The 20780-nt window shown below is 71.0% G+C and carries 22 protein-coding genes; 3 read left to right on the top strand and 19 right to left on the bottom strand.

All coding sequences use genetic code 11. The features are described from left to right. Position 1: 1 nt before the first annotated feature. From ABD976_RS25930 to nucS, 11 genes are all read right to left on the bottom strand, one after another. Complete coding sequence (locus ABD976_RS25930; protein WP_345367686.1) at positions 2-775, bottom strand: alpha/beta fold hydrolase; 774 nt, start codon at positions 773-775, stop codon at positions 2-4. A 181-nt stretch (positions 776-956) separates the two neighbouring features. Then, the gene (locus ABD976_RS25925; protein WP_345367685.1) at positions 957-1706 is read right to left on the bottom strand and encodes an alpha/beta hydrolase; all 750 of its coding nucleotides are present in this window, start codon (positions 1704-1706) and stop codon (positions 957-959) included. Positions 1707-1751: 45 nt separating this feature from the next. Then, entirely contained in the window at positions 1752-2060 is a 309-nt protein-coding gene (locus ABD976_RS25920) for a hypothetical protein (protein WP_369774692.1), read from the bottom strand. A gap of 43 nt (positions 2061-2103) precedes the next feature. Further along, on the bottom strand, positions 2104-3066 hold the full coding sequence (locus ABD976_RS25915) for a hypothetical protein (protein WP_345367684.1): 963 nt from the start codon (positions 3064-3066) through the stop codon (positions 2104-2106). Positions 3067-3298: 232 nt separating this feature from the next. Next, entirely contained in the window at positions 3299-3982 is a 684-nt protein-coding gene (dhaM, locus tag ABD976_RS25910) for a dihydroxyacetone kinase phosphoryl donor subunit DhaM (protein WP_345367683.1), read from the bottom strand. Further along, positions 3979-4608: a dihydroxyacetone kinase subunit DhaL gene (dhaL, locus tag ABD976_RS25905; protein ID WP_345367682.1), complete on the bottom strand. Its 630-nt coding sequence runs from the start codon at positions 4606-4608 to the stop codon at positions 3979-3981. Before dhaL ends, dhaM begins: the two co-directional genes overlap by 4 nt. A 20-nt stretch (positions 4609-4628) precedes the next feature. Further along, positions 4629-5624: a dihydroxyacetone kinase subunit DhaK gene (gene dhaK, locus ABD976_RS25900; protein ID WP_345367681.1), complete on the bottom strand. Its 996-nt coding sequence runs from the start codon at positions 5622-5624 to the stop codon at positions 4629-4631. Between the two features lie 262 nt (positions 5625-5886). Further along, positions 5887-7398, bottom strand: coding sequence for an aldehyde dehydrogenase family protein (locus tag ABD976_RS25895; protein ID WP_345367680.1), 1512 nt, complete (start codon positions 7396-7398; stop codon positions 5887-5889). A 161-nt stretch (positions 7399-7559) separates the two neighbouring features. Beyond that, entirely contained in the window at positions 7560-7832 is a 273-nt protein-coding gene (locus ABD976_RS25890; protein ID WP_345367679.1) for a hypothetical protein, read from the bottom strand. A 16-nt stretch (positions 7833-7848) separates the two neighbouring features. Continuing rightward, a complete protein-coding gene (locus tag ABD976_RS25885; protein WP_345367678.1) occupies positions 7849-9531 on the bottom strand; it encodes a sodium:solute symporter family protein in 1683 nt (560 codons plus the stop codon). A gap of 515 nt (positions 9532-10046) precedes the next feature. Beyond that, the gene (gene nucS, locus ABD976_RS25880) at positions 10047-10706 is read right to left on the bottom strand and encodes an endonuclease NucS (protein ID WP_345367676.1); all 660 of its coding nucleotides are present in this window, start codon (positions 10704-10706) and stop codon (positions 10047-10049) included. A 244-nt stretch (positions 10707-10950) separates the two neighbouring features. Here nucS and ABD976_RS25875 point away from each other — a divergent pair, with 244 nt between their 5' ends. Beyond that, positions 10951-11484, top strand: a complete 534-nt coding sequence (locus tag ABD976_RS25875) for an NUDIX domain-containing protein (protein ID WP_345367674.1) — start codon at positions 10951-10953, stop codon at positions 11482-11484. A 2-nt stretch (positions 11485-11486) separates the two neighbouring features. Here the strand turns inward: ABD976_RS25875 and murA are convergent, their stop codons facing one another. Beyond that, entirely contained in the window at positions 11487-12743 is a 1257-nt protein-coding gene (murA, locus tag ABD976_RS25870; protein WP_345367672.1) for a UDP-N-acetylglucosamine 1-carboxyvinyltransferase, read from the bottom strand. A 352-nt stretch (positions 12744-13095) separates the two neighbouring features. On the opposite strand from murA, the gene ABD976_RS25865 reads away from it, so the two are divergent. Next, positions 13096-13668 carry a cob(I)yrinic acid a,c-diamide adenosyltransferase gene (locus tag ABD976_RS25865; RefSeq protein WP_345367670.1) on the top strand — a complete coding sequence of 191 codons (573 nt, stop codon included), beginning with the start codon at positions 13096-13098 and terminating at the stop codon, positions 13666-13668. Between the two features lie 34 nt (positions 13669-13702). On the opposite strand, the gene ABD976_RS25860 is transcribed toward ABD976_RS25865, so the two are convergent. Further along, complete coding sequence (locus ABD976_RS25860; protein WP_345367668.1) at positions 13703-14173, bottom strand: GNAT family N-acetyltransferase; 471 nt, start codon at positions 14171-14173, stop codon at positions 13703-13705. Between the two features lie 114 nt (positions 14174-14287). Between ABD976_RS25860 and ABD976_RS25855 the strand changes: the two genes are divergently transcribed. Continuing rightward, positions 14288-14620 carry a DUF4190 domain-containing protein gene (locus ABD976_RS25855; RefSeq protein WP_345367667.1) on the top strand — a complete coding sequence of 111 codons (333 nt, stop codon included), beginning with the start codon at positions 14288-14290 and terminating at the stop codon, positions 14618-14620. A gap of 231 nt (positions 14621-14851) precedes the next feature. Here ABD976_RS25855 and ABD976_RS25850 read toward each other — a convergent pair whose 3' ends face one another. From ABD976_RS25850 to ABD976_RS25825, 6 genes are all read right to left on the bottom strand, one after another. Beyond that, on the bottom strand, positions 14852-15298 hold the full coding sequence (locus tag ABD976_RS25850; protein WP_345367666.1) for a DUF2550 domain-containing protein: 447 nt from the start codon (positions 15296-15298) through the stop codon (positions 14852-14854). Positions 15299-15310: 12 nt separating this feature from the next. Then, positions 15311-15676, bottom strand: coding sequence for a F0F1 ATP synthase subunit epsilon (locus ABD976_RS25845; protein ID WP_345367665.1), 366 nt, complete (start codon positions 15674-15676; stop codon positions 15311-15313). A gap of 177 nt (positions 15677-15853) precedes the next feature. Then, the gene (atpD, locus tag ABD976_RS25840) at positions 15854-17287 is read right to left on the bottom strand and encodes a F0F1 ATP synthase subunit beta (protein ID WP_345367663.1); all 1434 of its coding nucleotides are present in this window, start codon (positions 17285-17287) and stop codon (positions 15854-15856) included. A gap of 1 nt (position 17288) precedes the next feature. Next, on the bottom strand, positions 17289-18209 hold the full coding sequence (locus ABD976_RS25835) for a F0F1 ATP synthase subunit gamma (protein ID WP_345367661.1): 921 nt from the start codon (positions 18207-18209) through the stop codon (positions 17289-17291). A gap of 11 nt (positions 18210-18220) precedes the next feature. Then, entirely contained in the window at positions 18221-19864 is a 1644-nt protein-coding gene (atpA, locus tag ABD976_RS25830) for a F0F1 ATP synthase subunit alpha (protein WP_345367659.1), read from the bottom strand. 67 nt (positions 19865-19931) lie between these two features. Further along, entirely contained in the window at positions 19932-20762 is an 831-nt protein-coding gene (locus ABD976_RS25825) for a F0F1 ATP synthase subunit delta (RefSeq protein WP_345367657.1), read from the bottom strand. Positions 20763-20780: the final 18 nt, after the last annotated feature.

The raw sequence follows: 20780 nt of genomic DNA, 5'->3' as shown, positions 1-20780 counted from the left end.
CTCAGCCGAGGCCGGTGCGCTCCAGCCAGGTGCGCACCACCGCGGCGAAGGCCTCCGGCGTCTCCACCGGAGGCAGGTGGCCCGCCTCCGGGAGCACCACCAGCTCACCGCCGGGGACCGCGTCGGCGAGCACCTGCGCGGCCGCGGGCGGGGTCAGGACGTCTTCAGCACCCACGACGACCAGCGCCGGACCGGTGAAGGAGCGCAGCACCGCCGTGCTGTCCGGCCGGGCCGCCATCGCCCGCTGCGACCAGGCGACCCCCGCCGCGGGCTGGTCCTCGATCAGACCCCGCACCCGCGCCACGACCTCCGGGCGCTGGTCGTGCGAAGCGCGTCCGACCAGGTTCGCCGCGCTGCTCTCCGCCAGCCAGCCCGCGGTGCCCTCCCGCTCGGCGCGCTCGGCCACCGACAACCGGTTCGCCCGCTGGTCCGCGTCGTCGGCCACCGCCTTCGTGTCGGCCAGCAGCAGCCCCGCCACCCGCTCCGGCGCGGCGCGCAGCAGCGCCATCGCCACGTAGCCGCCCATCGAGCAGCCACCCAGCACCACCCGGTCGAGTTCCAGCCGGTCCAGCAGCCCCAGCACCCCGGCGGCGGCGACATCGATCCCCGGCTCGTCGACCTCGGCCGCGGACGCGCCGAGCCCGCCCACGTCCGGTGCGATCACCCGGACCTGGGAGTCGAGCCGCGGACGCACCTCGTCCCACATCCGCCCGTCCACCGGGAAGGCGTGCAGCAGCACCAGCGGCGTCCCAGCGCCGGATTCGACGTAATGCACGCCCCCATCCTGCCGGACGTGGCGGCTGCGTGCCGGTGGCAGCAGGGGAACTTTCCTGTCAATGCACGCCCCCATCCTGCCGGACGTGGCGGCTGCGTGCCGGTGGCAGCAGGGGAACTTTCCTGTCACCGGTGATAGGAAAGTTCCCCTGCTGCCACCAGCGCGCCGGAGTCCGAGGCGGTCAGGAGTCGATGATGGTGACCTGGCGGGTCTCCGACGGCCCGTCCCAGGTGCGCGGCAGCGGCGTCGGCACCTCGGGAACCACCGCCTGCACGATCGCGTCGAGCGCCGCTTCCGCCTTGCCGACCCACAGGTGCTTGGTGTCCGGGAAGCCGACGACCCGTGCCTGCTGGATCGGCGCGAACCGCTGCCGCGCCTCGTCGGGCTGCAGGTAGTCGTCGTGCTCGGGGATCAGCGCATGCACGGGCTTGCCGGACTCTCCCCACGCCCGGAGGTGCTCCTCGGTGCTCCACCGCAGCGGCGGGGACAGCAGGACCGCGCCTTCGACCAGCGGATCGAGGCCGTGCACCAGGGTCAGGTCGGTGCCGAACGACCAGCCGACGAGCCACACGTGGGGCAGGTCGTGGAACTCGGCGTATTCGAGGGCGGCGACGACGTCGTGGCGCTCGGCGTTGCCGTGGTCGAAGGTGCCCTGGCTGCGTCCGGCCTCGCTGGCGGTCCCGCGCGTGTTGAACCGGAGCACCGCGAGGTCGGCCAGCGCGGGCAGCCGGAACGCGGCCTTGCGGTACAGGTGCGAGTCCATCATGCCGCCGTGGGTGGGCAGCGGGTGCAGGCAGACCAGCGTCGCCCGGGGCGGCCGGTCCTGCGGCACCGACAGCTCGCCGATCAGCTCCAGGTCGTCCGCGGTGTGCAGGGTGATCGGTTCCCGGTGGGCCGGGAGCACGGTGTTGGCGCGGATCTCGGTGCTCATCGCCTCAGATACTGCCACGAACGGATGATTCCGGTCGCCGCGGCCTCAGGACCAGCGCCGGGTGGGCCCGCGACGGCTGCGCGCGTTCCAGCACCCGTTGTGCCAGTGCCTGCGATCGCCGACCCCGCCCTCTTCAGCCCCCGGCCAGGCGACCACGTGCGCGATGCCGGGCCGGATCTCGTGGTCGCAGCCCGGGCAGCGGTAGTGCTTGGTGGCCTGCGCCGCGGGCACGGTGCGCACCATCCACTCGCCGTCCGCGGCCTGCTCGACGCGCGACCAGCCGAACCCGGTACCCATCGACCGGGTGGTGGTGTCGGCTCCCCTCGGACGCCGGGGGCGGTTGCGTCGTGGCACCCGACCACGGTAGCTCGCGAGTCGCGGTGCGGTGGCGCGGCGGTCAGGCCGCGGGCAGTCGCGGCCAGGTGGCGGCGGCCAGGCCGCGCGCGTACTCGCAGGCGTCGATCCCCGTCTCCCCCGGTACGGCGACGACCAGCATGGCCACCTCGACCTGGCCGGAAGCGGGATCACCGAAGGGGCGGTGCGCCGTCTCCGCCGAGCACAGCGGGACGCTCGGGTCGCCCCCGACGACGCTGAGCACGGTGCGCCGGCCTGCGATCATCTCCTCCACGGCCGCGCCGTGCAGCACGGTCGGCGGTGCGCCGGCCGTGTGCGAGTACTGGATCCGCGGTGCGTCGGCCGCGAGTTCGCCCCAGCGGCACTGGTGCCGAGCCGGGGCGGAGACGGGCTCGGCGTCGGCCAGGCCCGGCATCTGGGCCACCACCGCGGTGTCCAGCACCGCGCACGGATCGATCAGCGCCAACGAGTCGGCGGGGAACCGGTGGTGCCCCACTTCGCCGCGCTGCACCACCTCGGCGGCGATCTCGGCCCCGGCCTGCGCCACCCCGCAGAGCCCGGCTCCCGGGTCACCGCTGAGCAGATCGGCGCTGACGTTCATCGCGATCCCGTCGCCGAACAGCAGCGGGCGCGCGCAGTGGCCCGGGATCGGGGCGTCGTGGCGGACGCGCAGCGTCCCGAGCTGCCGCACCGGCCCGCTCGGCGGCCCCGGCGGCACCCGCTCCAGTTCCCCGACGCTGAGCTGTGCCAGCGAGCCGTCCGGGAGCTCCACGTGCAGCAGGCAGTAGTCCAGGGACACCGTCGCCGCCGGCCGGGCAGCGCCGACGTGGGCGAGAGCGGCGGGGTCGGTCAGCGTGCACGGATCCACCGTGCGCAGATCGCCGAGCATCTCCGCGGCCCCGGCGGGTTCGGCGACCGCCTTCTCGCCGGGCGGCGTGCAGCCCACGACGGCGAGCAGCCACACCAGGACGAGCGGCAGGCGGAGGAGGCGGACCCGCTTCGGCACCGACCCAGCCTAACCCCGCCGCCGGGGCCGGATCCGCTCCGGCGGGGCAGCAGGGGAACCTTCCTGTCACATGTGGGAGGAAAGTTCCCCTGCTGTCACCACTCGCGCGGCACCGCGACGTGGGAGGAAAGTTCCCCTGCTGCCACCGGTGACAGGAAGGTTCCCCTGCTGCCATCCCCGCGCGCACGACGGAACCCCCGGTCAACGGAGACCGGGGGTTCCCGAGAGGTCGTTACTCGTCGAAGTGGCGTTCGGCCAGCTCGCGGATGCGGGCGACCGCCTGGGTGGCGTCCGGCCCGGTGGCGCGCACCACGATCCGGTCGCCCTTGCGGGCGCCGAGGCCCATCAGCCCGAGCACGCTGGCGGCATCGGCTTCTTGCTCGCCGAGCGAGATCAGCACCTCGGCCTGCAGCCCGGTCAGCGACCGGGCGAGCAGCGCGGCCGGTCGGGCGTGCAGGCCGACGTCGTTGGTCAGCTCCAGCTCTTCCCTGACCTCCTCGGCGGGTCCGCCGAGTTCGTCGCCGTCCTCGGCGCGGGGGCTCTGCCGCGGATCGGCTTCGGCGGCGCGGGCCACGGCCCGCAGATCGGCACCGCCCTGCGCCGCGACGGCCGCCGCGACGGCGCCTTCGACCAGGGCCGCGTCCGCGACGACGGCCGAGTTCGGGTCACCGAGCATCTCGACGACCAGTTCCGCGGTCATCTGCGCGCTGCCGAGGTCGTAGAGCAGGACGCTGCCGTCCCCGCTGTCGGCGTCGGACACCGCTGCGGACACCCGCTCGTAGTCGGTGCCGATACCGCCGTCGGGCAGCCCACCGGCCGCGACCACCACCACGTCCGGCGCCATCTGGGCGGCCAGTTCCACCACCCCTTCGGCGAGGGCGGCGCTGTGCGAGACGATCACCAGTCCGACGCTCACGCGACCGCCCCCGCGAATGCGGCCAGCAGCAGCGCCGTCGACCGGGCTCCCGGATCGACGTGCCCGGCGCTGCGCTCGCCCAGGTACGACGCCCGGCCCTTGCGCGCCACGAGTTCGCCGGTCCCCCGCGCGCCCTCCGCCGCGGCCTCCGCGGCTGCGGTGAGCACCTCTCGCGGGGCGGCACCGGAATCGGCGGCCGCCTTGGCCGCCTCCACTGCCGGGGACAGCGCGTCGAGCATGGTCTTGTCCCCGGCGACGGCCTTGCCCCGGGCCACCACACCGCCCGAGGCCGCCTCCAGCGCCTTCGCCACTCCCGCACCGTCGAGCTCGGCGGCGTCACCCACCGCCGACGCGGCCCGCAGCAGGGCCGTGCCGTAGAGCGGGCCCGACGCACCGCCGACGGTGGAGATCAGCACCGTCGCCGCCGACTTGAGCACCGCGCCGGGTGTTTCCGGCGGGGTCGAGGTCACGGCGGAGACCACCGCGCGGAATCCGCGGTCCATGTTCTCCCCGTGGTCGGCGTCGCCGATCTCGCGGTCCAGAGCGACCAGCTCGTCGCGGTGCTCGGCGATCGATTCCGCCCCGGCGCGCAGCGCCTCGATCACGTTCTGTGCCGTACAACCCATCAATCCACCCGTTCCTCCGGTCACCAGCACAGCGCCGCGGTGCGGACCGGCTCGTCCCACAGCTCGGTGAGTTCGTCGTCGAGCTTGAGCAGCGTCAGGCTCATGCCCTGCATCTCCAGGCTCGTCGTGTAGGGGCCGACCAGGCGCCTGCGGACCCGGATCCCACGTTCGGCGAGCAGCCGCTCGGCGATGCCGTGCGCCAGGTAGAGCTCCATCAGCGGCGTGGCGCCCATCGAGTTGGTGAACAGCAGGACGTCGTCGCCCTCGGCGAACGGCAGGTCCTCCAGGATCGGGTCGAGCAGGGCCCGCACCGCCTCGTCCGCCGAGGCCACGGGAACCCGCGCCCGTCCCGGTTCGGCGTGGATGCCGATGCCGAGCTCCATCTCGTCGGCCGGGAGCGCGAAGCTCGGTTCCCCGACGTGCGGGACGGTCGGGGCGGTCAGCGCCAACCCCATCGAGCGGACCTGGTCGACGACCCGCCGGGCCAACCGCTCGCAGGTGTCCAGATCGGATCCGCGCTCCGCGGCCGCGCCGACGATCTTCTCCAGCAGCACGGTGCCGCCGACCCCGCGACGTCCGGCGGTGTGCGTGGAATCCTTCACCGCGACGTCGTCGTCGATGACCACGGTGCGCACGTCGAGGCCGTCGACCCCGGCGAGCTCGGCCGCCGTCTCGAAGTTGAGCACGTCGCCGGTGTAGTTCTTCACCACCAGCAGCACGCCGGCACCGCCGTGCGCGGCACCGATCGCGGCCTGCACCGCGTCCGGCGTGGGCGAGGTGAACACCGCACCCGGGACGGCGGCGGCCAGCATCCCGGAGCCCACGAAGCCGCCGTGCAGCGGTTCGTGCCCCGAACCTCCCCCGGAGATCACCGCCACCCGACCGGTGACCGGCGCGTCGGCGCGCACGATGGTCGCCGGGTCGAAGGACACCGCGATCAGATCGGGATGGGCGGCGGCCATACCGCGCAGCGATTCGACGACCACGTCGGCCGGGTCGTTGATGATCTTCTTCACCCGAGGGCCTCCTTGCCGGGGCTGAGCGGATCGGGGCGTCCGCCGGTTCGGACGCCGAGGGTTCCCTCGATCAACTGTGCACGCAAGGTTGCCCTCCTCGCATCCGCACGGGGTGGCAGCAGGGGAACCTTCCTGTCACCGGTGAGAGGAAAGTTCCCCTGCTGCCACCGACGCCGGACCGGGCTCCCACCTACCGGAGATGACAGGAAGGTTCCCCTGCTGCCATCCGTGACAGGAAGGTTCCCCTGCTGCCACCTGCCCCTCAACGCCCCCGCATCAACCGGACCAGGCGCACGAGCCGCCGCACGGTGCCCTTGGACCGGCCGAAGCTCATCGGGTTCAGCGGCATCGCGAACCGGGTGCGGGTGACGGCCTGGGAGCGGGTGAACTCGCGCAGCCCGTCCGCGCCGTGGATGCGTCCGAACCCGGAGTCGCCGACCCCGCCGAAGGGCAGCGCGGGCACGGCCGCGAAGGAGATCACCGAGTTGACCGAGACCATCCCGGAGCGCAGCCTGCGCGCCAGCTCGAGCCCGCGCGACCGGGAGAACACCGTGCCGCCGAGCCCGTAGCGGGAGCTGTTGGCCTGCGCCACGCCTTCGTCGGCGTCGCGGACCCGCTGCACGACGATCGTCGGGCCGAAGGTCTCCTCGGTGATGGCTTCGGAGTCGGCGGCGACGTCGGTGAGCACGACGGGTTCCACGAACGGCGGACGCACGGAGTGCTCACCGCCGACCACGGCCCGCCCACCGCCGCGCAGCGCGTCGTCGATGTGCCCGCGGATCACGTCGACCTGCGAGGCCATCGTGATGGGCCCGAGGTGGGCGTTGGGTTCGCCGCCGGGCCGGAGCTTGCGGGCCCGCTCGGTGACGAGCTCGAGGAACCGGTCGGCGACGGCGTCGACGACGTAGACGCGTTCGACGCCGATGCAGGTCTGCCCGGCGTTGGACATGGCGCCCCACACGGCGGCCTCGGCCGCGGCGGGGAGGTCGGCGTCGACGTCGACGATGAGCGCGTCCTTGCCCCCGCACTCGACGAGCACCGGGGTGAGGCTCTGGGCGCAGGAGGCCATCACCCGCTTGCCGGTGGCGGTGGACCCGGTGAAGGCGACCTTGTCGACGCCGGAGGTGCACAGCGCGGCGCCGGTCTCGCCGTACCCGGTGACGACGTGCAGCACCGGGTGGTCGGGCACCGCTTCGGCGAAGCTGCGGGCCAGCCAGGCGCCGACACCGGGGGTGAGCTCGCTGGGCTTGAACACCACGGCGTTGCCCGCGGCCAAGGCGTACGCGAGGGAACCCATCGGGGTGAACACCGGGTAGTTCCACGGCCCGATGACTCCGACGACGCCGAGCGGCAGGTATTCGACGGTGGCGGCCTGGTTGGCCATCAGGAACCCGGCGGGGACCTTGCGCCGCTTGAGCACCTTCTCGGCGTTGGCCGCGGCCCAGTGCAGGTGGTCGATGACGAGGACGAGTTCGAGCTTGGCGTCGTCGAGCGGTTTGCCGGTCTCGGCGCACACCAGCCCGGCGATCTCGTCGAGGCGCCGGGCGAGCATCCGGCGCCAGGCGTCGAGGTGCTGCTTGCGGGCGGCGAACCCGAGCTCGGCCCACGCGGTCTGCGCCTGGCGGGCCTCGCGCACGACCGCCGCGACGTCGGCCTCGTCGTGGATCGGGTGGCGGCCGACGACCTCACCGGTGCGCGGATCGAGGGATTCGAAGGCGGGGGGCGCGGCCTCCCCGGTGGACGGGTCGACGTCGCGTCGGGCGGTCTGGGTCATGGCCGGCCTCCCACCTTTACATCGTTCGTTGTCATCGCGAAGCTTACGGAACCGCGCAACCTCCGGAACCCCGTCGCGTTCCCCGCCGTTCAGCGCCCGCGGTGCGAACGCACGACGGCGCCCCCGCCGGTTTCAGCGGGGGCGCCGGTCGAGAGCTCCGATCAGTGCTGCGCCGGGTCGGACTCCTCCGGTTCGTCGGGCACGACGATCGGCCGCAACTTCGTCCACACCACGAAGATCAGCGCGAACACGATCATGCCGATGCCGGACCACAGGTTGATGTTGATGCCCGCGGCCTTCTCGGTCGCCGCGGGCGACTGCACCAGGCCGACGATGGTCAGGACCACCCCGTAGATGGCGAACAGCAGGGCGATGACCGAGCGGACGTCGAAGGCGCCCGCGCGGTGTCCCGAACGGCGGGTTTCAGCGGTCATGGGATGCCTCCTGGCGTCATCCGAAGATGATGTTGAGCAGGATGGTGATCAGCAGTGCGATCCCGGCCAGCAGTCCCGGCTTGCGGTACCAGCCGGCGTCCTCGCCGGTGGTCGACGCGGTGCGGGACGCCTTCGGCGTCAACGAGTACACCAGACCGGTCAGCTCGGTCACCGGCTTGGGCCGGGTCGCGAAGCTGACGACCACGCTGACCACGATGTCCACCACGAAGGCCACCCCGGCACCGACGAAGCTGGCGCCTTGACCGGGCAGGTTCAGCACGCCGGTCTCGGCCAGCGCGAACACCGCGACCGCGGACACGGTGCCGAGCACCAGGCCCACCCAGCCCGCCGTGGGCGTCATCCGCTTCCAGAACATGCCGAGGATGAACGTGGCGAACAACGGCGCGTTGAAGAACGAGAACAACTGCTGGAGGTAGTCCATCAGGTTCTCGTAGCCCGCCGCGATGAACGCGGTGCCCACCGCGCCGAAGGTGGCGCCGACGGTCACCCAGCGGCCCATCTTCAGGTAGTAGTCGTCCGGCCGGTCCTTGACCACGTAGGACTGCCAGATGTCGTAGGTGAACACCGTGTTGAACGAGCTCAGGTTGGCCGCCATGCCCGCCATGAACGAAGCGAGCAGACCGGCCAGCGCGACGCCCAGGATGCCGTTGGGCAGCAGGTCGCGCATCAGCAGCAGCAGCGCGTCGTTGTAGTCGACGGCACCCTCGCCGGTCTGCTTGAACACCGCGAGGTCCTGCACCACGACGGCGGCGATCATGCCCGGGATGATCACGATGAACGGGATCAGGAGCTTCGGGAAGGCGCCGATGATCGGGGTGCGCTGGGCGGCCGACATGCTCTTGGACGCCATCGCGCGCTGGACCTCGACGAAGTTGGTGGTCCAGTAGCCGAAGGACAGCACGAAGCCCAGACCGAAGACGATCCCGACCACGCTGAGGATGTTGTTGGTGAACCCGGTCAGCTCGGTGCCCGGCCAGGCGCTGAGCTGCTCCGCCCCGCCGGGGCTGGCCGAGACCCTGTCGACCAGGCCGGAGATCCCGCCGACCTCGTGCAACCCGACCAGGGTCAGCGGCAGCAGCGCCGCCACGATCACGAAGAACTGCAGCACCTCGTTGTAGATCGCCGCAGACAGCCCGCCGAGCGTGATGTAGGACAGCACGATCAGCGCCGCGACCAGCACCGACAGCCACAGCTCCCAGCCCAGGAGCACGTTGACGATGCTGCCGAGCAAGTAGAGGTTCACGCCCGCGATGAGGACCTGGGCGAGCGCGAAGCTGATGCCGTTGACCAGGTGGGCGGGCTTGCCGAAGCGGCGCAGCATGAATTCCGGAACGCTGCGGACCTTCGAGCCGTAGTAGAACGGCATCATCACGACGCCGAGGAACAGCATCGCCGGGACCGCGCCGATCCAGAAGTAGTGCATGGTCGGCATGCCGTACTCGGCGCCATTGGCCGACATGCCGATGATCTCGATGGCCCCGAGGTTCGCCGCGATGAACGCCAGACCTGTCACCCACGCCGGCAGCGAACGGCCGGAGAGGAAGAAGTCCAGGCTGGTGGAGACCGAACGGCGGGCCAGGAAGCCGATCCCGAGGACGAACGCGAAGTAGATCGCCAGCAGCACGTAGTCGACGACACCCGCGTCGAGCCTCAACTGCTCCTGGGCTAGCACATCCACTGCTACCCCACCTCCAGAACCAACAAAGTCAAACGTGAATCACCACTCTTGCGACAGCAGACGGACAGTACCGCACAGAAGAACCGCCCACCTCGAGCCGATATCAATTCGTTGGATCGGACAGTAGGTCGGGTTGGCCCGCTTCGCCGGGTGGCGCCGGAGCGCCGTCACCCGGCGAGCTCGACGACCCTCCCGGCGCGCGCGGTCGGAGCAGTGCGCGGGTCCATGCGAGTGGTATGCGCGCTCAAGGCGTCGACGTGGGAAAACCCGCCGGTAACATGATCAGGCGTACACGCGCGACGACTGGGGGCCGAGCCGTGAATGCACGAATCGATCTCGCCATCAGCCACGGGCTCAACGAACCGCCGCCCAGAGGCGGCTCCCAACCCGACCGATTCCTGCACCGCGCCGCCGAGGCCCTCGCCCGGCGACTGCGCACCCGACGCCCCGGGCGGCGGCTGGTGACCTGAGGAGGCTCCCGCCTCGACGCCCGCGGGGGACTCGGATCCGCGGGCTCAGAACAGCCGGTACTCGTCGGGCTCGATCCCGCGCAGCTTCTCGTAGTCCAGGACCACGCAACGGATGCCGCGGTCCTCGGCCAGCGTCCGGGCCTGCGGCTTGATCTGCTGCGCGGCGAAGATGCCCGTCACCGGGGCCAGCAGCGGATCGCGGTTGAGCAGCTCCAGGTAGCGGGTCAACTGCTCGACCCCGTCGATCTCGCCGCGCCGCTTGATCTCCACCGCCACGCTCGCGCCCGAGGAATCCCGGCACATCAGGTCCACCGGGCCGATCGCCGTCGGGTACTCCCGCCGCACCAGCGACCAGCCGTCGCCGAGCGTCGTCACGTGCTCGGCCAGCAGCTCCTGCAGGTGCGCCTCCACTCCGTCCTTGACCAGGCCGGGCTCCGCGCCGAGCTCGTGCCGGGAATCGTGCAGCACCTCGTCCAGGCTGATCACCAGCTTCTCGCCGGCCTTGTTCTGCACCGTCCACACGCCCGGGTCCTCGATCAGCCAGCACGGCGGGCTCATCCAGTTCAGCGGCTTGTAAGCCCGGTCGTCCGAGTGCACCGACACCGAGCCGTCGGACTTCACCAGCAGCAGGCGCTGCGCCATCGGCAGGTGCGCGGTGAGCCGCCCAATGTAGTCGACCTGGCAGCGGGCAATGACGAGTCGCACCCGGCACAGGGTACGGACGCCGATCTCCGGGCCCGCACCATCCCCCCGGCGAGCGCCTGCCGGGGATGGCAGCAGGGGAACCTTCCTGTCATCCATGGCAGCAGGGGAACCTTCCTGTCACCCATGACAGCAGGGGAACCTTCCTGTCACCCGCGACAGCAGGGGAACCTTCCTGTCACCCATGGCAACAGGGGAACCTTCCTCCCACCCGTGCGGCGGCTCATGCGTCCGGCACGATGGCCGCATGGAGCAGACGAGCACCCGCGAGGTGTACGAGAACCCCTGGATGACCGTGCGCGAAGACCAGGTCCGGCGCGCCGACGGGTCACCGGGCGTCTACGGCGTGGTGGACAAGCCGGACTACGCCCTCGTCATCCCGTTCGAGGCCGGGCGGCTCCACCTGGTCGAGCAGTTCCGGTACCCGCTCGGGCTGCGCCGCTGGGAGTTCCCGCAGGGAACGGCACCGGACCGCGCCGACGTGCCCGTGGCCGAACTCGCCGCGCGCGAGCTGCGCGAGGAGACCGGGTTGCGCGCTGAGCGCTTCACCGATCTCGGCACCCTCGACGTGGCGCCCGGACTCACCAGCCAGCGCGGACGCGCCTTCCTGGCGACCGGGCTCACCGCGGGTGAGCACGAGCGCGAAGCCGAGGAGCAGGACATGCGGGCGGCCTGGTTCGACCGGGACGAGTTCGAGCGGATGATCCGCACCGGCGCGGTCACCGACGCGCAATCGATCGCCGCGTACCTGCTGCTCCGGCTGCACGAGCAGCAGCCCTGAGGTCAGTCGACGACGCGTTCGATCTCGGCACCGAGGTCGCGCATGTTCTCGACGAAGTTCGGATAGCCGCGGTCGATGTGGAAGACGTCCCAGACCTCGGTGACGCCGTCGGCGCACAGCCCGGCCAGCACCAACCCGACCCCCGCGCGGATGTCGGTGGCCCACACCGGGGCGCTGGAGAGCCGGTCGAGCCCGCGCACCACGGCGTGGTGGCCGTCCGTGCGAGCGTCGGCTCCCATCCGGACCAGTTCCTCGATGAAGCGGAAGCGCGACTCGAAGAGGTTCTCGGTGATCATGGAAGTGCCGTCGGCCACCGCCGACAGGGCCAACGCCATCGGCTGCAGGTCCGTCGGGAAACCCGGGTAGGGCAGCGTCACGTAATCCACCGCGGTCGGCCGACGCCCCATGTCGACCCGGAAACCGTTGTCGTCGACGGCCACCTCGGCACCGGCGCTGCGCAGCTTCTCCAGGACCAGGTTCACGTGGCTCGGGTCCACGCCGCGCACCGAGAGGTCCCCCCGCGTCGCCGCAGCGGCGAACGCCCAGGTCGCGCCCACGATGCGGTCGCCGATGACCCGGTGTTCGACCGCGTTGAGCGCAGGCACGCCGTGCACCGTGAGCGTCGAGGTGCCCGCGCCCTCGATCTGGGCACCCATCTGCTGCAGCATCACGCACAGGTCGACGATCTCGGGCTCCCGCGCGGCGTTGTCGATCATCGTGGTGCCTTCGGCGAGCACGGCGGCCATCAAGATGTTCTCGGTCGCGCCCACGCTCGGGAAGTCCAGCCAGATCTGCGCGCCCTTGAGGTTCTCCGCGCTCGCGACCACCGCACCGTGCTCGATGTGACTGGTCGCACCGAGCTGCCGGAGGCCGTTCTGGTGCATGTCCAGCGGGCGCGAGCCGATCGCGTCGCCACCCGGCAGGGTCACCACCGCACGGCGGCAGCGGGCCACCAGCGGACCGAGCACGCACACCGACGCCCGCAGCTTGCCCATCGACGGCGAAATGGCTTCGTGGCTGATCTCGGCCGGGGTCGTGATGAACACCGTGGTCCCGTCGATGGACACCTCGCAGCCGAGGCTGCGGAGCACCTCGGCCATCAGCGGGACGTCCAGGATCTCCGGGCAGTTGGTGATCGTCGTCGTGCCCTCGGCCAGCAGTGCCGCCGCCATCAGCTTCAGCACGCTGTTCTTCGCGCCGACCACGTCGACTTCACCGACCAGTCGCGCGCCACCGTGTACCCGGAAGTGCTCACTCACGAGCACCGAGCGTACGGGCTGAGCTCCGTCTCCGTCGGGCCGGGCCCGCCCGCACCACCGGCGCCGTCCCGGGCCGAAGTGGCAGCAGGGGAACTTTCCTCCCACCTGTGACAGGAAGGTTCCCCTGCTGCCACCCACCACGCCGCGGACCGACCCGCCCGAGCAGTGCAGGACGAAACACCTGCGCACAGCCGCGCTGACTCGGAACGGGAGGCGGCGGACCACCGTCGCCGAGCGCGACCGGCACCACGTCGCGAGGGCTGCGAGCAGGGAACTTTCCTCCCACCTGTGACAGGAAGGTTCCCCTGCTCACACCGCACCCGGGTGCGCCGGGCCGCATAAGGTGTCGGGCATGGCAGTCCACCTGACGAAGATCTACACGCGGGCCGGTGATGGCGGCACGACCCGCCTGTCCGACAACTCCACGGTGCACAAGACCGACCCACGCCTGATCGCCTACGCCGACGTGGACGAGACGAACTCGGTGATCGGTGTCGCCCTGGCCACCGCCGAGCTGGAGCAGGAGGTGGTCGAGGTCCTGCGGGCGGTGCAGAACGACCTGTTCGACGTGGGCGCGGACCTGTCCACCCCGCTCGCGGAGGCACCGAAGTACCCGCCGCTGCGGATCGACCAGGGCTACGTCGACCGCCTCGAAGGCTGGTGCGACCGGTTCAACGAGCGGCTCGGCAAGCTCGACTCGTTCATCCTCCCCGGGGGCACCCCGGCTGGCGCACTGCTGCACCAGGCCCGCTGCGTCGCCCGCCGCGCCGAGCGCTCGGCCTGGGCGCTGCTCGCCGCGGACGACGAGCACACGGCTGAACTGCCCGCGAAGTACCTCAACCGGCTGTCCGACCTGCTGTTCATCCTGGCGAGGGTCGCCAACCCGGACGGCGACGTGCTGTGGAAGCCGGGCGGCAACGCCTGACCCGGGTCCGGGGCCCGCGTGCGGGCGGGCCCCGCTAGATCTCCTTGGCGAAGCACCGGCTGAGCGGATCGTCGTGGTACGGGCCGAACCCGTCGATGCGCTCGTACCCGCACGACCGGTACAGCGAGATGGCTTCCGGCTGCTGGGTCCCGGTCTCCAGCACGCATCGCTTGCCGCCGGCCAGCGCGGCGGTGCGTTCGATCTCGGCCAGCATCGCGCGCGCCGCCCCGCGACCGCGCGCCTCGGGTACGACGTACATCCGCTTGATCTCGACGTCGCCGTCCTGCAGCGCGGGATCGGACGGGTCCGCCGTGCGCCAGCATCCGGAGGCGACCGGTCGACCTTCGAGGTACCCGAGGAGGAAGAGCCCGTTCGGCGGGCGGAAGTCGTCGGCGTCGACCACCGTGACATCGCGAGTGCCGTAGCGGGTGACGTACTCCTGCTGCACCTCGTCGATCAGGTGCTGGGCGTCCTCGTGGTCGTAGTCGACGGGCGTGATGAACACCTCGCGGAGTGTACCGGTGGCTCTTCCCCGCCCGATCCACCAGGAAGCGTCCGGGCTGCGCACCGCAGCTCAGCGTGCGACAGTCAGCGGCACCCCGACGTCGAGGAGGGGACCATGTCGGCCTACCCGGACGAACCTCGCCCGGACGGCGCACCCGAATCCGAGCAGCGGCCTTCCAACGGGGCTGCCGTCACGGCGGTCGTGCTCGGGGTCATCGGGCTGTTCTGCTGCTTCCTCATCGTCACCTCGGTGCTGGCCGTGGTCCTCGGCGTGGTCGGCAGCATCTTCGGCGTCATCGCCCTCGGTGGCCTGCGCACCCGACCGGACAGCTCGCGAGGGCTGGCCATCACGGGCCTGTGCTTGTCCGCCGTGGCCCTCATCGCCGGAGTCGCCGTCTCCGGTTCGCTCGCCGTCGTCACCCACGCCCACCCACTGCTGCCCGGCTGACGGCGGATGCGAGCAGGGGAACCTTCCTGTCACGGGTGAGAGGAAAGTTCCCCTGCTGTCATGAGTGGCAGGAAGGTTCCGCTGCTCCGCCAGTGGCACAAGAGCATCCTCGTGGCCATCGGTGACAGGAAAGCGGCCCTGCTGTCACCAGTGACAGAAAAGCGACCCTGCTGCCATCCGGGCAAGAAAAAAGCGGGGTCGGCAGACCCCGCTCGTGGTGTGCGGCCGGTATCAGGACGCCCAGGGCACGGATCGCCCGGGCGGGGCGGACTCGAGCCAGGACAGGAACCCGGTGAGGGCGTCCGCGCCCATCGCGAGCTCCAGCTCGGAGGACCGCCCGGTGAGGTCGAGGACGGTCGCGCCGGGCGGCATCGCGTAGCTCTCGGCCACGGAGGGCTCGCGGCGCTGGACGATCTCGACCTCGCGCCGGTTGACCACCCAGTTGGGGCCCGATCGCAGGCTCAGCACGCGGTACCAGGCGAACTCCTCGCCACGGTAGTGCGCGACGCCGAGGTGCCAGCCCCGGCCCCGGTCGTCCCTGGTGTCGCGGAGGGCGACGTCGATCCCCCCGACGCGCAGTTCGCGCAGGCGTCGCCACGCCAGCGTGGTGACGACCAGCGCCGCGCCGAACAGCAGCGCCAGCCCGATCACCGCGGACCACACGACCAGGGAGCCCATCGGGGTGCCCCGTCAGGCCGACTGGCCCGCTGCCCGCAACCGCGTCCGCGCTCGTGCCCGTTCCTGCTCGTCCTCGCTCTCGACGTCGGCCTTGGCCTGGCTGATGTCGATCTCGGTGGAGAGCTCGGCCTCCTCGGCGAGCACGCTCACGCCGTCGCCGGTGACCGACAGGAATCCGCCGTGGACCGCCGCGGTGACGGTCTCCTTCTCGGGCGTGGTGATCCGGACGACGCCGCCCTCGACGAGCTGACCCAGGACGGGTTCGTGCCCGGACAGGATGCCGATCTCGCCTTCGGTGGTCTGCGCGACCACCGAAGTCGCCTCCCCGGACCACAGGCGGCGCTCGACGGCGACCAGTTGGACGGACATGTTGGCCACGCGCGTCTCCTTTGTCGGGTGTCTGCCCGCAGTCTAGCCAATGCCTGCCGGGCGATCGTGACTGGCCGGGCCCGGCCGCGGACGGCGTCGGCCCGGTGCACGAAGGTCGGGGCCCCTGCGGCCCCGACCCCGATGCGCGGTCCCCGCCGCACCGAAGCGCGGCGGGGACCGGTGAGCTCAGCTCTCGGTGAGCTTCTTGTAGGCCTGCTCCAGGTCCTCCAGACCACCGATGGACAGGAACGCCTGCTCCGGGTAGTGGTCGAAGTCGCCGCGGCAGAGCTTGTCGAAGGCCTCGATGGTCTCCTTCAGCGAGACGAAGGAGCCCTCCTGGCCGGTGAACTGCTTGGCCACGAAGAAGTTCTGCGACAGGTAGCGCTCGATGCGACGCGCCCGCTGCACCGTCACCTTGTCCTCTTCGGACAGCTCGTCCATGCCGAGGATGGCGATGATGTCCTGCAGCTCCTTGTACTTCTGCAGGATCCGCTTGACCTCCTGGGCCACCCGGTAGTGCTCGTCGCCGACGATCGCCGGGTCGAGGATGGTGGAGCTGGAGGTCAGCGGGTCCACCGCCGGGTAGATGCCCTTCTGCGAGATGGACCGGGCGAGCTCGGTGGTGGCGTCCAGGTGGGCGAACGTCGTGGCGGGCGCCGGGTCGGTGTAGTCGTCCGCGGGGACGTAGATCGCCTGCATCGAGGTGATCGAGCGGCCCCGGGTCGAGGTGATCCGCTCCTGCAGCTCACCCATCTCGTCGGCCAGCGTCGGCTGGTAACCCACGGCGGAGGGCATCCGGCCCAGCAGGGTGGACACCTCCTGGCCCGCCTGGGTGAACCGGAAGATGTTGTCGATGAACAGCAGCACGTCCTGGTTCTGGACGTCGCGGAAGTACTCCGCCATGGTCAGCGCGGACAGCGCGACCCGCATGCGGGTCCCCGGCGGCTCGTCCATCTGGCCGAACACCAGGGCGGTGTCGGCGAGCACGCCGGACTCCGCCATCTCGACCCAGAGGTCGTTGCCCTCGCGGGTGCGCTCGCCGACGCCGGCGAACACCGAGGTGCCGCCGAAGTTCTTGGCGACGCGGCGGATCATCTCCTGGATGAGCACCGTCTTGCCGACACCCGCACCGCCGAACAGGCCGATCTTGCCGCCCTGGACGTACGGGGTGAGCAGGTCGATGACCTTGATGCCGGTCTCCAGCATCTCGGTCTTGCCCTCGAGCTTGTCGAAGCTCGGGGCCTTGCGGTGGATCTCCCACTTCTCGGCGTCCGAGCCGTAGCCCGGCTCGTCGAGGCAGTGGCCCAGCGCGTTGAACACGTGGCCCTTGACGATGTCGCCGACCGGGACGGAGATGCCGGTGCCGGTGTCGGCGACGGCCACGCCGCGCACCAGGCCCTGGGTCGGCTGCATCGAAATGGTCCGCACCACGGCGTCACCCAGGTGCTGGGCGACCTCCAGGGTGAGGGTCTTGGCCATGTCCTCAGCGGTGATGTCCACGGTGAGGGCGTTGTTGAGGTCCGGCACCTGGTCGCGCGGGAACTCGACGTCCACGACCGGGCCGAGGACGCGAACGACGCGCCCCGTGCCCGTCGCGGTGCTGGTGGCAGTAGCGGTCATGTCACTCACTTCCTGCTGACGAGAGCGCCTCGACTCCACCGACGATCTCGCTGATTTCCTGGGTGATCTGGGCCTGGCGTGCCTGGTTGGCCTCGCGGCTGAGCGTGCGCACCAGCTCGTCGGCGTTGTCGGTGGCCGACTTCATCGCCGTCCGGCGCGCGGCGTGCTCGGAGGCCGCCGCGTCCAGCAGGCCCGCGAACAACCGGGTCTTGATGTACTTGGGCAGCAGCGCGGCGAACAGGGTCTCGACATCGGGTTCGAAGTCGTACCCCGACTTGAGCGTCGTCCCCGAGTCGTACTCGACCTCCATCGGGGCGATCCGCCGGACCACCGGGGCCTGCGTGAGCATCGAGACGAACTCGGTGTGGACCATGTGCAGCTCGTCCACCCCCAGCGTACCGTCCGGGCCACCGTCGTCGAGGTAGTCGTCGGCGCCCGCCAGGAACGCCTTGACCAGGTGCTCCCCGACGTCGGCGGCGTCGCCGTAGCCGGGCGAGTCGCTGAATCCGGACCAGCTCGCCTCGATCGGCCGCTCCCGGAAGCGGTAGTACGACTCGCCCTTGCGGCCGATCACGTACAGCACCGGGGTCTTGCCCTGCTCGCGCAGCATCGACTGCAGCTCTTCGGCCGCGCGGATCACGTTGGCGTTGTAGCCGCCGCAGAACCCGCGGTCGCTGGTGACCACCAGCACCCCGGCCCGCTTGGGGTTGGAGCGCTCGGTCAGCAGCGGGTGGTCCAGCGTGCTCTGGTCGGCCAGGGCGGTGAGCACGTTGGTGATCTCGTCCGCGTACGGACGCGCCGCCTCGACCCTGGCCGTCGCCTTCGTGATGCGCGAGGTCGCGATGAGCTCCTGCGCCTTGGTGATCTTCCGGGTCGACGAGATCGACCGGATGCGATTCCGGAGTTCCCGAAGTTGAGCCATGGTCTACCCGGTCACTTCTTCGGGGCGGGGCGGTTGACCTTGACGGTCTCCTGCTCCACCGCGTCGGATTCCATCGCCTCGGCGTCCGGCTCGTTCAGAGGAGCGGAGGCGCCGGAGGCGGTGAACTGCTTCTTGAACTCCTCGACCGCGGAGACCAGGGTGTTCGCGCCGTCCTCGGACAGCTTGCCCGTCTCGACGATGTCCTTGAGCGCGGTCTCGTGGGTGCGCCGCATGTGCGCCAGGAACTCCTGCTCGAAGCGCGGCACGTCGCCCACCGGCACCGAGTCGAGGTGGCCCTTGGTCGCGATGTAGAGCGACACGACCTCCTCCTCGACCGGCAGCGGCTGCCCCTGGCCCTGCTTGAGGACCTGCATCAGGCGGGCACCGCGGTCGAGCTGCGCCTTGGAGGCGGCGTCGAGGTCCGAGGCGAACGCGGAGAAGGCCTCCAGCTCGCGGTACTGCGCGAGGTCCAGCCGCAGCGAGCCGGTGACCGACTTCATCGCCTTGATCTGCGCCGAACCGCCGACTCGGGACACCGAGATGCCGACGTCGATGGCGGGGCGCTGACCCGCGTTGAACAGGTCCGACTGCAGGAAGCACTGCCCGTCGGTGATGGAGATGACGTTGGTCGGGATGTAGGCCGACACGTCGTTGGCCTTGGTCTCGATGATCGGCAGACCCGTCATCGACCCGGCGCCCATCTCGTCCGAGAGCTTCGCGCAGCGCTCCAGCAGGCGCGAGTGCAGGTAGAACACGTCGCCCGGGTAGGCCTCGCGGCCCGGCGGACGCCGCAGCAGCAGCGAGATCGCGCGGTAGGCCTCGGCCTGCTTGGTGAGGTCGTCGAAGACGATGAGGACGTGCTTGCCCTGGTACATCCAGTGCTGGCCCAGGGCCGAGCCGGCGTAGGGGGCCAGCCACTTCAGACCGGGCGAGTCCGACGCGGGGGCGGCGACGATGGTGGTGTAGTCCATCGCACCGGCGTCTTCCAGCGACCGCTTCACGCCGGCGATCGTGGAGCCCTTCTGGCCGATCGCGACGTAGATGCAGCGGACCTGCTTCTCCGGGTCGCCGCTCTCCCAGTTGCCCTTCTGGTTCAGGATCGTGTCGACCGCGACCGTGGTCTTGCCGGTCTTGCGGTCACCGATGATCAGCTGGCGCTGGCCGCGACCGATGGGGGTCATCGAGTCGATGGCCTTGATGCCGGTCTGCATCGGCTCGCTCACGCCCTGGCGCTGCACGACCGTCGCGGCCTGCAGCTCCAGCGGGCGCTCGGCCTCGGCGCTGACCTCGCCGAGACCGTCGATCGGCTCGCCCAGCGGGTTGACCACACGACCGAGGAAGCCGTCGCCGACCGGGACCGACATCACCTTGCCGGTCCGCTTGACCTCCTGGCCCTCCTCGATCTTCTCGGTCTCGCCGAGGACGACGGCACCGATCTCCTGGGACTCCAGGTTCATCGCGACGCCGTAGATGCCGCCCGGGAACTCCAGCAGCTCCTCGGTCATCACCGAAGGCAGACCCTCGACATGGGCGATGCCGTCACCGGTATCGGTGACGACCCCGACCTCCTCGCGGCTGACCTCCGGGGAGTAGCTGGAGACGTACTTCTCGATCGCACTGCGGATCTCGTCCGACGAGATCGTCAGCTCCGCCATGTCTCAGTCCTGCTCTCGGTTCGTTCGTGGAAGGGGGTTCGTGTTGCCGCCGCCCAGCCAGGGGCCGTCAGTCGGCGAGCTCGCGCCGGAGGGACTGCAGGCGTCCCGCGACGCTGCCGTCGATGACCTCGTCACCGACCCGGATCAGGAGTCCACCGACCACCTCGGGATCGATCTCGAGGTGCAGGGCGATCGGACGCGCGTAGATCCGCTGCAGGGTCCGCGACAGCCGGTCCTGCTGCTCGTCGGTGAGCGGCACGGCCGAGCGGATGTGCGCGACCGAACGTTCCCGGCGCTTGGCCGACAGGGCGGCCAGCTCCTCCAGGCCTTCGCTGACCCGACGACCGCGCGGGCGGGTGACGAGCTGCTCCACCAGGCTCAGGGTGACCGGCTCGACCTTGCCGTCGAGGAGCTGGTCCACGACGGCCTTCTTGCCCTCCACGGCGCCCGCGGGGTCCGACAGCAGCCGTTCCAGGTCGACCTGACCGCCGATGATCCGGCCGAGCCGGAACAGCTCGTCCTCGACGTCGTCGAGGCGGTCGGCGCGCTCGGCCTGCACCAGCAGCGCGGTGCGGGCCATCCGCTCCAGCCCGGAGACCAGGTCGCCGGGCCCCGACCAGCGGGACCGGACGGCTTCGACGACCACCGGCAGCGCCCGGGCGCCGAGCTTGTCCGCCAACAGCCCGCGGGCCAGGTCTTCCCTGGACCGCGGGTCGGTGGAGGCATCGGCCAGCGCCCGCCGCAGCGTGGACTCACGGCCCAGCAGAGCGGCGACGCCGAACAGCTCGTCGGCGAGCCCGGTGATCTCCGCGGCCTGGGCCCCGTCGGTGGCCTGCAGCAACTGCAGCTCGGTGGCTGCCAGCGCCTCACGGCTCGCGGCGTTCACGAGGGTGCTCAACTCTCAGCGCCTTTCACT

Origin of the sequence: Saccharopolyspora cebuensis, from assembly GCF_039542665.1 — a bacterium.
GTDB classification, from domain to species: domain Bacteria; phylum Actinomycetota; class Actinomycetes; order Mycobacteriales; family Pseudonocardiaceae; genus Saccharopolyspora; species Saccharopolyspora cebuensis.
Note: the sequence above shows the minus strand (reverse complement) of the source record. Positions and strands in the feature narration are given on the sequence as shown.